General features: G+C 67.6%; 12 protein-coding genes and 3 pseudogenes. 10 read left to right on the top strand and 5 right to left on the bottom strand.

Annotated elements, in window-relative coordinates:
- Positions 1-128 precede the first annotated feature (128 nt).
- The gene (gene uvrA / locus ATK36_RS29690; protein WP_098515277.1) at positions 129-2,990 is read right to left on the bottom strand and encodes an excinuclease ABC subunit UvrA; all 2,862 of its coding nucleotides are present in this window, start codon (positions 2,988-2,990) and stop codon (positions 129-131) included.
- A 274-nt stretch (positions 2,991-3,264) separates the two neighbouring features.
- On the opposite strand from uvrA, the gene ATK36_RS29685 reads away from it, so the two are divergent.
- Positions 3,265-3,942 (top strand): MBL fold metallo-hydrolase, encoded by a 678-nt coding sequence (locus tag ATK36_RS29685; RefSeq protein ID WP_098515276.1) that lies wholly within the window; start codon positions 3,265-3,267, stop codon positions 3,940-3,942.
- 73 nt (positions 3,943-4,015) lie between these two features.
- Here ATK36_RS29685 and ATK36_RS29680 read toward each other — a convergent pair whose 3' ends face one another.
- From ATK36_RS29680 to ATK36_RS29670, 3 genes are read right to left on the bottom strand one after another with little or no spacing between them, the layout of a single operon-like run.
- Positions 4,016-5,095 (bottom strand): IS630 family transposase, encoded by a 1,080-nt coding sequence (locus tag ATK36_RS29680; protein ID WP_098514466.1) that lies wholly within the window; start codon positions 5,093-5,095, stop codon positions 4,016-4,018.
- A gap of 27 nt (positions 5,096-5,122) precedes the next feature.
- On the bottom strand, positions 5,123-5,365 hold the full coding sequence (locus ATK36_RS29675; RefSeq protein ID WP_098514465.1) for a helix-turn-helix domain-containing protein: 243 nt from the start codon (positions 5,363-5,365) through the stop codon (positions 5,123-5,125).
- 45 nt (positions 5,366-5,410) lie between these two features.
- Complete coding sequence (locus ATK36_RS29670; protein WP_098514464.1) at positions 5,411-5,875, bottom strand: DUF5994 family protein; 465 nt, start codon at positions 5,873-5,875, stop codon at positions 5,411-5,413.
- 892 nt (positions 5,876-6,767) lie between these two features.
- Here ATK36_RS29670 and ATK36_RS29660 point away from each other — a divergent pair.
- The 9 genes and pseudogenes from ATK36_RS29660 to ATK36_RS29620 all read left to right on the top strand — a co-directional run bounded on the left by ATK36_RS29660 (position 6,768) and on the right by ATK36_RS29620 (position 12,811).
- On the top strand, positions 6,768-7,820 hold the full coding sequence (locus tag ATK36_RS29660; RefSeq protein ID WP_098514462.1) for a fatty acid desaturase family protein: 1,053 nt from the start codon (positions 6,768-6,770) through the stop codon (positions 7,818-7,820).
- 67 nt (positions 7,821-7,887) lie between these two features.
- A complete protein-coding gene (locus ATK36_RS29655; protein ID WP_141544574.1) occupies positions 7,888-8,286 on the top strand; it encodes a DUF5994 family protein in 399 nt (132 codons plus the stop codon).
- Positions 8,287-8,476: 190 nt separating this feature from the next.
- Complete coding sequence (locus tag ATK36_RS29650) at positions 8,477-9,304, top strand: slipin family protein (RefSeq protein WP_098514460.1); 828 nt, start codon at positions 8,477-8,479, stop codon at positions 9,302-9,304.
- Positions 9,305-9,334: 30 nt separating this feature from the next.
- Positions 9,335-9,502, top strand: a pseudogene (locus ATK36_RS33070) (RGCVC family protein); the annotation flags it as partial.
- The gene (locus tag ATK36_RS32605) at positions 9,499-9,660 is read left to right on the top strand and encodes a DUF6307 family protein (RefSeq protein WP_098514459.1); all 162 of its coding nucleotides are present in this window, start codon (positions 9,499-9,501) and stop codon (positions 9,658-9,660) included. The pseudogene ATK36_RS33070 and the gene ATK36_RS32605, both read left to right, overlap by 4 nt.
- 34 nt (positions 9,661-9,694) lie before the next feature.
- Entirely contained in the window at positions 9,695-10,504 is an 810-nt protein-coding gene (locus tag ATK36_RS29640; RefSeq protein ID WP_245915301.1) for a Rossmann-fold NAD(P)-binding domain-containing protein, read from the top strand.
- A gap of 216 nt (positions 10,505-10,720) precedes the next feature.
- Positions 10,721-11,416: pseudogene (locus ATK36_RS34050) on the top strand (IS3 family transposase); the annotation flags it as partial.
- A gap of 130 nt (positions 11,417-11,546) precedes the next feature.
- Positions 11,547-11,828 (top strand): annotated as a pseudogene (locus ATK36_RS32600) (ALF repeat-containing protein); the annotation flags it as partial.
- Positions 11,829-11,875: 47 nt separating this feature from the next.
- Positions 11,876-12,811 carry an ALF repeat-containing protein gene (locus ATK36_RS29620; RefSeq protein WP_098514456.1) on the top strand — a complete coding sequence of 312 codons (936 nt, stop codon included), beginning with the start codon at positions 11,876-11,878 and terminating at the stop codon, positions 12,809-12,811.
- On the opposite strand, the gene ATK36_RS29615 is transcribed toward ATK36_RS29620, so the two are convergent.
- Entirely contained in the window at positions 12,796-13,548 is a 753-nt protein-coding gene (locus ATK36_RS29615; RefSeq protein ID WP_245914325.1) for a transposase family protein, read from the bottom strand. The genes ATK36_RS29620 and ATK36_RS29615 overlap by 16 nt on opposite strands.
- Positions 13,549-13,592 lie beyond the last annotated feature (44 nt).

The following is a 13,592-nucleotide window of genomic DNA, read 5'->3' as shown; positions in this document are numbered from 1 at the left end:
CCTTGGTCCGGACACCGGCCGGATCGCGGCCTTCCGCCCAGGCTCCCCCGGTCCGCACCGCAGCCCACGCTTCTCCGCACCGCGGTCCCGCCCCCGCCCGGACCGGGCCCGGTCGGCAGGGAACGGGATCAGGCCGGGTTCAGCACGTGCTGCAGGTACTCACCGGTGTAACTGCCCTCGGTCGCCGCCACCTCCTCCGGGGTGCCCTCGGCGATGACGGTGCCGCCACCGGATCCGCCCTCCGGGCCCATGTCCACGATCCAGTCGGACGTCTTGATCACGTCCAGGTTGTGCTCGATGACGATCACCGTGTTGCCCTTGTCCACCAAGCCGTTGATCACGCCGATCAGCTTGCTGATGTCCTCGAAGTGCAGACCGGTGGTGGGTTCGTCGAGGATGTAGACCGTCTTGCCGGTCGAGCGCTTCTGCAGTTCGCTGGCCAGCTTCACGCGCTGCGCCTCACCGCCGGACAGCGTCGGCGCGGGCTGGCCGAGGCGCACGTAGCCGAGCCCGACGTCGACCAGGGTCTGCAGGTGCCGGTGGATCGCCTTGATCGGCTCGAAGAACTCCGCGGCCTCCTCGATCGGCATGTCCAGCACGTCGGACACGGTCTTGCCCTTGTAGTGCACTTCGAGCGTCTCCCGGTTGTACCGGGCGCCCTTGCACACCTCGCAGGGCACGTAGACGTCCGGCAGGAAGTTCATCTCGATCTTGATCGTGCCGTCGCCGGCGCAGGCCTCGCAGCGGCCGCCCTTGACGTTGAACGAGAACCGGCCCTGCTGGTAGCCACGCACCTTCGCCTCGGTGGTCGCCGCGAACAGCTTGCGCACGTGGTCCCACACACCGGTGTAGGTGGCCGGATTGGACCGCGGGGTGCGCCCGATCGGCGACTGATCGACCCGCACCAGCTTGTCCACCTGGCCCAGCCCGTTGACCCGGGTGTGCCGCCCGGGCACCTGCCGCGCGCCGTTGAGCTTGTTCGCCAGTACCTGCGCCAGGATGTCGTTGACCAGGGTGGACTTGCCCGAGCCGGACACCCCGGTGACCGACACCAGGCAGCCGAGCGGGAAGGACACGTCGATGCCACGCAGGTTGTGCTCGCGCGCGCCGACCACGGTCAGCTGCCGCTTGCGGTCCACCGTACGGCGGATCCCGGGCACCTCGATCTCGCGGCGGCCGGACAGGTAGGCGCCGGTGAGCGACTCCTTGTTCTTGAGGATCTTCTTGTACGGCCCGCTGTGCACGATGTGCCCGCCGTGTTCACCGGCACCGGGGCCGATGTCGACCACCCAGTCGCTGGACCGGATGGTGTCCTCGTCGTGCTCCACCACGATCAGCGTGTTGCCGAGGTCGCGCAGCCGGGTGAGCGTCTCGATCAGCCGGTGGTTGTCGCGTTGGTGCAGGCCGATGGACGGCTCGTCCAGCACGTACAGCACACCGACCAGCCCGGAGCCGATCTGGGTGGCCAGCCGGATCCGCTGCGCCTCGCCGCCGGACAGCGTGGCCGAGGCGCGGTCGAGCGAGAGGTAGGTGAGCCCGACGTCGAGCAGGAACCGCAGCCGTGCCTGGATTTCCTTGAGCACGGCGCCGGCGATCATCGCCTCGCGCGGGCCGAGCACCAGCTCGTCGAGGAACTGCGAGGACTCCGCGATGGACAGCGCGCACACCTCGGCGATGGACCGCTCGCCCTGAGTGGCGTGCTCCAGGGTGACCGCGAGGATCTCCGGCTTGAGCCGGCTGCCCTGGCAGGCCGGGCACGGCACCTCGCGCATGTAGCCCTCGTACCGCTCGCGCATGTACTCGGACTCGGTCTGCTCCATGCGCCGTTCCAGGAACGGGATGACGCCCTCGAACGCCGCGTAGTACGAGCGCTGCCGGCCGTACCGGTTGCGGTAGCGGACGTGCACCTGCTCGTCGACGCCGTGGAGTACGGCCTTCTGCACCCGCGCGGGCAGCCGCCGCCACGGCGTGTCCATCCGGAACCCGACCGCCTCGGACAGCGATTCCAGCAACCGCAGGAAGTAGTCCGCGCTCTGCCCGCCCGCCCACGGCGCGATGGCGCCCTCGGCCAGGGACAGCTCGTCGTCCGGCACTACCAGCTCGGGGTCGACCTCCTTGCGGATGCCGATGCCGGTGCAGTCCGGGCAGGCGCCGTAGGGCGAGTTGAAGGAGAACGACCGCGGTTCGAGGTCCTCGATCGCCAGCGGGTGCCCGTTGGGGCAGGCGAGGTTCTCGGAGAAGCCGCGGATCCGGTGCGGATCGGCCGCGTCCAGATCGACGAACTCCAGCTCGACCAGCCCGTCGGCGAGCCGCAGCGCGGTCTCCACCGAGTCGGTGAGCCGCTGGCGGGAGCCGGATTTGACGGTCAGCCGGTCGATCACCACGCCGATCTGGTGCTTCTCCTGCTTCTTGAGCTTCGGCGGGTCGGTGAGCGGGTGCACCGTGCCGTCGACGACCACGCGTGCGTAGCCTTGCTGCTGCAAGTTCTGGAACAGATCGAGGTACTCGCCCTTGCGCCCGCGCACCACCGGCGCGAGCACCTGGAACCGGATGCCGTCCTCCATCTCCAGCACCTGGTCCACGATCTGCTGCGGCGTCTGCTTGCTGATCGCCTCGCCGCACTGGGGGCAGTGCGCCTTGCCGGCGCGGGCGTAGAGCAGCCGCAGGTAGTCGTAGACCTCGGTGATGGTGCCCACGGTGGAGCGCGGGTTGCGCGAGGTGGACTTCTGGTCGATCGACACCGCGGGCGAGAGGCCCTCGATGAAGTCCACGTCGGGCTTGTCCATCTGGCCGAGGAACTGCCGCGCGTAGGCCGAGAGCGATTCGACGTAGCGCCGCTGCCCCTCGGCGAAGATCGTGTCGAAGGCGAGGCTCGACTTGCCCGAACCGGACAGGCCGGTGAACACGATCAGGCTGTCGCGGGGCAGGTCGAGATCAACGCCGCGGAGGTTGTGCTCGCGCGCACCGCGAACAACGAGGCGATCAGCCACGCCCACGTCCCTTCAGTCATTCTCAGCTTCGTCTGTCCGCCGCCGGCGGACGCCGCCCAGGGTAGGGAGGACCACCGACAAAAACCGCGACGCACGTCGTTGACCTGGTTTTCTGTGGACTTTCCGGGGCCGGCCGGGCGCGTGCCGCGACCGGAATCCGGCGGTTCGCCGGACGCGGGCGGGACCCGCTCCACGATACAGGCGGCGCGCCGGGACCGGACCGGTACGTGCACGGGTGGAACCGGTGTGGCGGCCCCGGCTACCGTGGGACCTCGTGAACATCGCCGAGACCTATACCGGGCACGTCGAACCGGGCGGCGACGCTGCCCGCCGCACGCTGGACGGCCTCACCATCACGAAGCTCTCCGTGGGCCCGATGGACAACAACACGTATCTGCTCGTGTGCCGCGCCGAGAACGAGGCACTGCTGATCGACGCGGCGAACGACCCGGACCGCATCTCCGACCTCGTCGGCCACGGCCCGGACCGTCCCGCCTTGCGCACCGTGGTGACCACCCACCAGCACCACGACCACTGGCAGGCCCTGGGCGCGGTGGCCGGCGCGAACGGCGCGAACACCGCGGCCCACCCGCTGGACGCCGGCCCCCTGCCGATCCCCCCGGACTTCCTGGTCGAACACGGCGACACGCTCCGGTTCGGCGAGGTGACGCTGGAGGTGATCCACCTGCGGGGACACACACCCGGGTCGATCGCCCTGCTGTACCGCGATCCGGCTGGGCCGCCGCACTTGTTCACCGGGGATTCGCTGTTCCCGGGCGGGGTCGGGAAGACGGGTTCGCCGGAGGACTTCACTTCGCTGATCGACGACGTGTCGGAGCGGATCTTCGGGGTCCTGCCGGACGAGACGTGGGTGTATCCGGGGCACGGGGACGACACGGCGCTGAGCGCGGAGCGGCCGAAGCTGGCGGAATGGCGCGAGCGGGGCTGGTAAGTCGGACCGGGGCCGCCTGAGACGTCAGGCGGCCCAGCGTCGCGGCAGGGCGACTAGTGTCCTGCGCCTGAAATTACGTGTCTAAGTTCGTATCTTTGCTGGTGTTGGTGATCTTGGCGAGGTAGTCGGCGAGGGAGTTGAGGATCTCGTCGGCGGTTTTGGTCCAGGTGAAGGGTTTGGGGTCCTGGTTCCAGTTCTCGATCCACGCGGTGATGTCCTTCTCCAGCGCTTTCACGGAGGTGTGGATGCCGCGGCGGATGAGCTTGTCGGTCAGGAGTCCGAACCATCGCTCGACCTGGTTGATCCAACTCGATCCGGTTGGGGTGAAGTGGATGCGGAAACGCGGGTGGCGTGCCAGCCACGCTCTGATCTCGGGGGTGTTGTGCGTGCCGTAGTTGTCGCAGACGAGGTGCACGTCAAGGTTGGCGGGTACGGCTTTGTCGATCGTGACAAGGAATTTCTTGAACTCGACCGCGCGGTGACGGTGGCGCAGTTCGCTGATGACGGTGCCGTCGGCGATGTTGAACGCGGCGAACAGGCTGGTGATGCCGTGGCGCAGGTAGTCGTAGGTGCGACGCTCGGGTGTGCCTGGCATCATCGGGAACATCGGCAGGGACCGGTCCAGGGCCTGGATCTGGGATTTCTCGTCCACGCACAGCACCACCGCTTTCTCAGGCGGATTGTGGTACAGGCCAACGACATCCACGACCTTGTCCACGAACTGCGGGTCGGTGGAGAGCTTGAACGAGTCCTGCATGTGTGGCTTGAGGTCGAATTTCTTCCAGATCCGCCCGATGGTCGACTTGGACAGCCCCGTGCGCTTGGCCATGGATGCCCGCGACCAGTGGGTCGCATCCTCCGGTGCGGACTCCAACGTCGCGGTGACGACGTCCTCCACCCGGTCGAGCAGGATCGAGGGGGGCCGCCCTGGCCGGGGCTCATCCAGCAGGCCGTCCAAGCGGGCGGAGACGAAGCGGGAGCGCCAGCGGTTCACCGTCGCCTGAGCCACCCCGAGGTCGGCGGCGACCTGTTTGTTCGTCCCGCCCTGCGCGCAGGCCAGCACGATCTTCGCCCGCAGCGCGAGGAATTGGGCAATCTTGGCCCGCCGCGCCCACCGCGTCAACTGCGCGCGCTCCTGCTCGTCGAGCACCAGGTCCGGTTTGCGCCGGCCCGGCCGCGGCTACTCGACCAAGCCGGCCAGCCGATCGGCGGCGAACCGGGAGCGCCACTTGCCCACCGTCATCGTCGTGAGACCCAGCCCGGCCGCCACCGCGGTATTCGATTCCCCGTCCGCGCACGCCAACACGATCCGCGCTCGTTCCGCCACGCGCGGACCCGCTCGATCGCCCGCCCAGCGCGACAGCTCGACACGTTCCTGCTCGGACAACACGATCTCGACAGCCTGCGGACCACGACGGGACATAGAAACACTATAGACATCTATACTCGTAATTTCAGACGCGACACACTAGGACGAGGCGAGTACTCCGTTACGGGCAAGGATTTCCCATGCGGTCCCGATGCTTTCGGCCGCGGCCGCGGCAACCAGAGCGCCGCGCGCGGCGACCGGATCGGCTTCCGGCGGGATCATCAGCAGCGTCAAGTGGTGGATGCGCGGGCCGACCACGACGACAGTGTGCTGCTGGAGACTGGAGAAACCCGCCAGGCGCACCAGATCCGGCCCGTGGCGGAGCCGGGAAGGAGCGAGATCCCAGGAGACCGGGTTGAACCCGATGCGGTCGACCCGCCCAGAACGCTCGGCCAGCGCGGTAACGAGGGCGCTGAATTCTGTGACCGGTTCCCGGGAGCGTGGCCACCAGGCACCATCGAAGCAGCCCTTCTCGGCATCCGGTCCCTTGAGTCGCAAGCGACGGCCGACCGGCAATGAGTCGATGACAGTACCCGCGGCACCGCCATTCGCAGTGAACGTCATCGCAATGCTCCCGCCCGGCCGGTCCGAGACCGTCCTGGTGGCGTATTCCTGCGGAGGTGGGCCGATACCGCCAGGCTACGCCGAAAGCCGGGCGCGGCGGCGGCGCTCACCGACGAGATCCGCGGCTGCCGCGTGGCGGGCGCGGAATCGGCCGCTCGTCCGGCTTGCCGCCGTCGGGAACCGCGGGCTGCCGGAACAACCCGCCGTAGCGGTCGTCTTGCGGGCGGGTCAGTGCATCGGGCCGCGGCTGGGCAACGGCCGGATGGCTGAACAACGGCTGTTCGGCGGTTCTGATAAGTTCTTCCTTCCGCACGACCGGTGCAGGTGTGGCACGGGACGAGCCACGCCGCACCATCGCCATTTCCCGGTTGAGCGCTGACGGCGGAGTGCAGACCCGGCCGGAGCGGCTCTGCGGCATAATTGCCGCTGGGATGACGATGGTGTGCCGTAGGCCGGCTACATGCCGTGCTCCCGCCCCCGGCTCAGGTGACCGGACAAGAAACCGAGGACGGTGTGGGCTCGAACGCCCACACACGAAATGCTCTCGGACACCACTGACGGTACACCCTCGGGCCGCTGACGTCGCCGCTTCTCCGGAAACGCGGCCAGGCGACGGCTTCGTCCGGCACGCCGGCACCCTGCCGAGATCCCCTGGCGGGTGTAGTGTCGGAGACCTCTTCCCGCACCGACTGCAACCCGACCCCGGCTGTCGGCGGAGGCCTGGGCCCGGCCGAAGGTTCGCGGAGCCATAGGCCTGTCATCGAGTGCCGCCTGGCGGCGAAACGATTACGCGGATGCCAGGTTCCGATGCGCTCGCACGAGGCCGGATCCGTGCCCTGGCCTTGTCCCCGCCGGGCTTCCCCCTGCAGTCTGGTTAAAGGAGGACCCCATCATGGACGAACGGAAAACCGTTGTCGCACGGGACATCGGACACCCGTCCGGCAGCGACTTCGCCGAGCTGTCGGCGCTGGTGAAAGCAGCCGGGCTGTTCCGCCGACGACCGGTGCGCTACGCGCTGCGCATCGGGATCGCTGTCGCGGCGTTCGGCGGTGCGTGCGCGGTGCTCGCGCTCGGCGGGAAAAGCTGGTGGCAGGTGTGTACCGCGGTGCTGCTGGCGGTGGCCTACACCCAATTGGCGTTTCTCGGCCACGACGCCGGGCACAAGCAAATCTTCCACAGCCGCCGCGCCAACGACGCGATCGGGACCGGGCTGGCCGGGCTGGTCGGGATCAGCTACGGCTGGTGGGTCGGCAAGCACACCCGACATCACGCCCACCCGAACGTCGACGGCGTCGACCCGGACATCGACATCCCAGCGCTGGCGTTCAACACCCGGCAGAGCCGTGCCAAAGCCGGTTTCCTGCACTGGATGGCAAAATACCAGGCATTTCTCTTCTTTCCACTGCTGCTGCTGGAAGGTCTCGACCTGCACTGGTCGGGAGCGAAGGCGGTATGGCGCGGCGACCTGAGACGCCGGCGGTTGGAGGCCGGCCTGCTGGGCGGGCATCTCGTCGTCTACCTCGCAGCGGTGTTCGTGTTGCTGCCGCCGGGGATCGCGTTCGTGTTCATCGCGGTCCACCACGCGGCCTGGGGCGTCTACATGGGCTGCTCGTTCGCACCCAACCACAAGGCCATGCCGCATCTGGAACCGGGCCACAAACTGGATTTCCTGCGCCGCCAGGTGATGACCTCGCACAATCTGAACGGTGGCCGGTGGATGACCTTCACGATGGGCGGGCTGAACTACCAGATCGAACACCACCTGTTCCCCAGCGTCCCGATGGCCAAGCTGCGGCGAGCACAACCCCTGGTCCGGGATTTCTGCGCGAAACGGGGAATCAGCTACAGCCAGGGCGGCCTCTTCCACACTTACGCCCAGGTGCTACGGCACCTGCACGAGGTCGGGGCCCCGCTTCGCGCCAATGCGAAAGGAACATCCGAATGACCGTCTCGGAGCAGCGAAAACACCGGAAAACGGGCCTGCTGTGGCGCGCCTGGCTTGAAGCCGGCCGGTGCCGAGCCGCGGGCAGGTGGACGGCGGCTGGTGGCCGCGTTCAGCGGATCTCGCCAAGCAGCTGCCGGCCGTCGCGGCGGCGCTTCGCGAAGCGGTCGAACCGCTCAGCCGCGTCGCCTACCACCTGGACACCTGGGGGCCCACCGCCCGCATCGCACGGGCCGAAACCCGGACCGTACGGCTGGAAGGCGTCCGCTCCACCGACCCGAACACGATCACAGCGCTCGGCCCGGACTCGCGGCGGGTCAGCATGCTCGTGGTGCCGACGGAAACCCCCGGCGGAATGGCACGGGCGGTGCTCCGCTCGGCCGCGGACCGCGGATTCCACCGCCACGGTCTCGGAAAGCCTGGCCGGCAACGGCCTCCCCGCGCCACTGACGGGCTTCCAGATGCCTGATTGTGACCTTCGGCGATCCGGATGCGTGTAGTGTCGGGGGTGCCCGGGAGTATCCCGTGCGCAGGCTACCGAGTCGGCGCCGTCCCCGGCGCCTCGTAGTTCGCCAGGTCTTTGCGCGCCACGTGGTCACGACCTCGGCACGCCGGTGTTTTCGCCTCCGCCTCCGGTAGTCGCCGGAGACTGGAGCGTCATGGCCGTCTTTCTGACCATCGCGGCCGTCGTCGCGGTGCTGGCCCTGCTGGCCTGCGCGGTGCGGATCGTCAAGCAGTACGAGCGCGGGGTCCTGTTCCGGCTCGGCCGGGTGATCGGGGTGCGCGAGCCAGGGCTGCGGCTGATCGTCCCGGTGGTGGACGTGCTACGCCGGGTTCCGTTGCGGATCATCACGATGCCGATCAAGTCCCAGGGCATCATTACCCGCGACAACGTGAGCGTCGACGTGTCCGCGGTAGCATACTTCCGGGTGCGGGACGCGGTGAAATCGGTCGTCGCGATCGAGAACGTCTACGCCGCGATCGACCAGATCGCCCAGACCACGCTGCGCAAGGTCGTCGGACAGCACACGCTCGACGAAACCCTGTCCGAAACCGACAGCATCAACATCGACATCCGGGGAATCCTCGACCTCGCTACCCTCGACTGGGGCGTGGAGGTCACCCTGGTGGAGCTCAAGGACATCCAGCTGCCGGACACGATGAAACGGGCGATGGCGCGCCAGGCCGAAGCCGAACGCGAAAAGCGCGCCAAGATCATCAGTGCCGAAGGCGAGTCGCTGGCCGCCGCCGCGCTGGGCGACGCCTCCGACACGATGATGGCCCACCCGCTAGCCCTACAGCTGCGCAATTTGCAGAGCCTCGTCGAACTGGGCGTGGACAAGAACACCACCGTGGTGTTCCCCGCGCCGTTGATGAGCACCATCGGCGAACTGGGTGCCTTCCTGGCCCGCGAGAACGCGTCCGCGACCCTACCACCCCCATCGGTCGCCGTGACGCCCAACGGCTCGCCGGCGTCCGGGCAATGAACATCCCGGCGCCCATCGCGCTCCGAGCCGAGCACCGACGCGGCGCCCGGCTGCCCCGTCTGTCCACATGAGATGGATGCGCACGACGCGATCGCAACCCGCTTCTGCGCCGCGGCCGCGGCCGCGGCCGGCGAGTTACGCCGCCGCTGCGCCTGCGCCACAGGCAGCCGCCAAACCAGAAAGAGGAACAACCCATGACCACCGGAATCGACTTCGTGTCGCGCTACGAACAACGGGTCGCCCAAGTACGAGACCTGCTCAAACACGACACCAAGCTCACTGACGCCGCCTGCCGTGCGCTGGCGGTGCGCCTGCTGCATCTGCTCGACGAAGCACCCGAACAGCTGCGGCGCTGACGCCCTGGCGCGGTGTCGAAACCACATTCCGGCAGTGGGGTCCGTTGCATTGCCTCAGCTCACTCTCGGCGTCGTCGCGCGTTCGCGAAAACCGGACGAACGCCGCCTGCCCATCCACCCGCACCATTTCCACCGGATCGACGCCGACCTGCTCGAACGCATCTACCTCGAACACGGCTACGGCGAGGACTTCGGCGTGCCCGACGAACAGCTGAAGGGAACCGTCGCCGGGGTGCGCACGCGCGCCGAACTCATCGCCGAATGCGACATCATCCTGCTCGCCAAGCCGTTGCTTACCGACGTCGCCGAGCTGCGACCAGGCCAGATACTGTGGGGCTGGCCGCATTGCGTCCAGGCCCCCGAACTGACCCAGCTGGCCGTCGACCGCAAGCTGACTCTCATCGCGTTCGAAGCGATGAACCACTGGACCCGTGACGGTTCCTTCGGGCTGCACGTGTTCCACAAGAACAACGAGCTGGCCGGCTACTGCTCGATACTGCACGCCCTGCAGCTGGCCGGCTCGACCGGAGACTACGGCCGCCGGCTGCGCGCGGCCGTCATCGGTTTCGGCGCGACCGCACGGGGCGCAATCACGGCACGTCGACGTCTCGTGCGACGAGGGCATGGGCTTCAGCTGGGCCCGGTCCACAACGTTCGCCGACCCGACCTTCACCGTCGGCGACGGAATCACCTACTACGCCGTCGACCACAGCCCGTCCTACCTGTGGAACTCGGCGACCTGGGAGATCAGCGAGGCGCTCATCCCCCTGCTGCGGCCGCTGCTGGCCGGTCCGTCCGCATGGGACATCAAGGACACCATCGGGCGCGCGATCGAAATCCGTGACGGCGTGATCGTGAACCCGGAGATCCTGGCCTTCCAACGACGCTCGGCGGAATACCCCCACAGCAGGAGCTAGCCTCGAGATTTCATGTGTTGGTCGGCGACATGCGCCAGTAGATGCACGAAGTGCCTGTCCTGCCCGGCAAACTTGGGATTGCGAAGTCGCAAGTAGTGCCGAGCGGAAGGCACTCCGTAGGTGAAGAGTACTCCAGGTCCGTCCCCCGCATCGCCGCCGAACTGCGCAAGGCCGGGCACCTGGTCAACCACAAGAGGGTCGCCCGCATCATGCGCGGGATCGGACTGTCCGGGCTTCGGCTGCGGCGCCGGCATCGCACCACGATCGGTGACCCCGCCGCGGCCAAGGCCCCGGATCTGATCGGTCGGAACTTCACCGCACAAGCGCCGAACACTGGCTATGTCGGTGACATCACCTACCTGCCGGTCGCCGACGGCACGTTCTGCTATCTGGCGACCGTGATGGACCTGTGTACGCGTCGGCTGGTCGGGTGGGCCATCGCCGATCACATCGCACCGAACTGGTCATCGACGCCCTATGGGCGCCCAGCGCACCCGAGGCAGCCTCGACGGGGCGATCTTTCACTCCGACCACGGCTCGGTCTACACCTCCAAGGCCTACGCCCAGATGTGCGCTGAGCTCGGCGTGACCCAGTCCATGGGCGCGATCGGCAGCTCCGCAGACAACGCCGCCGCCGAAAGCCTCAACGCGGCCTTCAAACGCCGAACCCTTCAAGGCGCCCGGTGGTGGACAGTGAACGCGACGCGAGGCTGGCCGCGTTCGGCTGGTGCCACCGCTACGACACCCGCCGCCGACATTCCTACCTCGGACAGCGATCCCCGATCACCTACGAGAACAGACTGATTCCGACATCAGCTACGCTGCCCGAAGCCGCATAACCCCGTGTCCAACATCCGGGGGCAAGGCCCGTCGCCGCCCGGCTGATGACCGTGGGCGGCCCGTGACCAAGCAGGCCGCGTCCCGCGCGTTGACCGGCACCGACGCGGACGTTGCCGATTACGTCGGGGGATGGGCGCCTGGCCGCCGCCGACCAGGACGACCTCGCGACTCTGGACGTGCTCGCCCAGGCCGGGCCGCCGGGGCTTCGTGCCGCCATCCCGGCTCTGCTGTCCCGTCCCGCCGAAGCGGTACGGGAGTTCTTCCGCACCCGCGACTACCCCGGGCAAGGACATCGACGACGAGATCGCGGTCACCCAGCGGCTGGCGAACGGCGGTCCCCAGGTCCAGCGCGCAGCCCAGAAGGCGCTGGACGGCAGCGTGGCGGATCGCGCCGAGTTCCTCCGGACCGGCCAGTACACCGCGCGCGACGCCGACGATGAGGTAACACGACCCAGCAGCTGGCCAACGGTGGCCCCGAGGTCAAGGCCGCGGCACAGGTGGCCTTGGAGGGTCCCGCGTTGTGGCGCCGCGATTTCGTGCAGGTCGGCCGGTTCCAGGCCGTCCAGCGCGATGCCGACGCGACCAGCCACGACGAGGCCATCCGGTCCCTGCCGGCGCAGATCTCGGCCAGCGCGGCCAGCGCCACACAGAACGCCGCGAACGCCGCGGCCATCGCACGTAAAGCAGCCGCCGACGCCGACCGTTATGCCGCGGAGGCGCGCACGTCGGCCAACGACGCAGACCGCTATGCCGCCGAGGCCCGCACCTCGGTCGACTCCACGCAGGCTTCCGCTGATCGGGCCGAGGCCGACGCCTGGCGGGCCGTGTCCGATCTCCAGCGCCAGGAACTGGACGAGTGGCGAAAGGCCAGCGGCATCCCCGACAAGAGGCCCGGGGAGCCACTGACCCCGGAGGAACAGAAGCAACTCATCTCCTCGTGGGTGGCGCCGGCCTGCGACGGCGCCGATGGCGCGCTGGTCTGCGTCGCCGGCAAGCCCGGTGTCAGCGAGTCGATCGTCGTGCAGATCGCCAAGGCGTGCCGGGACAACCCTCGCTGCGCCACCACCGAACAACTCGACTGGCTGCTGAACGAGACGTTCGACCGGTACCTGAGCGGCTTGGCCAACGGCTTCAACAATGCCCTCGACGTGGCCGATGCCCTGGCCTCCATCGCCGACGGCGGTCGTCTCTCCCAGCCTTTCCGGGTCGGCATCAACGGCGAGGCCACCCTCGACCCGCCGGACCAGTCCAGCTCCGGGGGTAGGGCGGACTGGCTCAAGTCACGCCTCCAGGACGGCATCCAGTTCAACCAGGACAACCGGGGCCGCTACCCGATCAACGAACTCCACGTCGGCGCACCGTTTCCCTTGAGGGTTATTCAGGCAGCCGCATAGAAGTGCAGAGCGATTACCGTTGAGATGGTTTCCGCGAAGGTCTCAATGGGCCGTCGGTAGTCGGCGTGCAGGATCCTCCAGGTTTTGACGTTGGCGATGGTCTGCTCGATGACGTAGCGAATCTTGTTGATCTGGGTGTTGAATTCCTTCTCCCAGTCCAAGAGCTTGCGGTGCTTCGGCTTCTTGATCGGGGTGAGCATATAATTTCCCACGTATCCTTTGTCGCCCATCCAGTTGTCCGGATTCAGAGTCAGAAGCGCCCCGGATTCCTTCAGGCAGTACGTGTCGTGCCGGCGTCCTTCGATGGGATCGGAGATCCACGCGAGTCGTCCGTCAAGGGTGCAAGCGATCTGTACGTTCATGCCGGTCGTCTTGTGCTTGCCGGAGTACAGCTCCGGGCGATCGGCCCATGACCAGCACGGCAGCAGGGTTCCGTCCACGATGTACTGCGTCTGGTCGTCCAATTCGTCCGCCGTCGGCACGAACTTCCTGAGAACACGTTCTATCAGCGGCGTCATTCCGGTGATCGCACGACTGATTGTCGGTTGAGATACCTCGTACGCTTCCGCCAGTTCGGCCTGAACCCGATTGCATCGCATGTATGTCAGCGCGATCACCGCCGAGTTGAACAGGCCCAGAATCGGTGGCCACCTACGCTGCTCAGCTGTGGTATCCATGTCGACCAACCCGCACAGGTCGGTGATCTGCTCGATGGTAAGTCCAGTGGTATGATACATGTTAGGCGGTCCGTTTTTGTGAGTACTGAGTGTGGAAACCCAAT

This window comes from Amycolatopsis sulphurea (genome assembly GCF_002564045.1).
GTDB classification, from domain to species: Bacteria; Actinomycetota; Actinomycetes; order Mycobacteriales; family Pseudonocardiaceae; genus Amycolatopsis; species Amycolatopsis sulphurea.
Note: the sequence above shows the minus strand (reverse complement) of the source record. Positions and strands in the feature narration are given on the sequence as shown.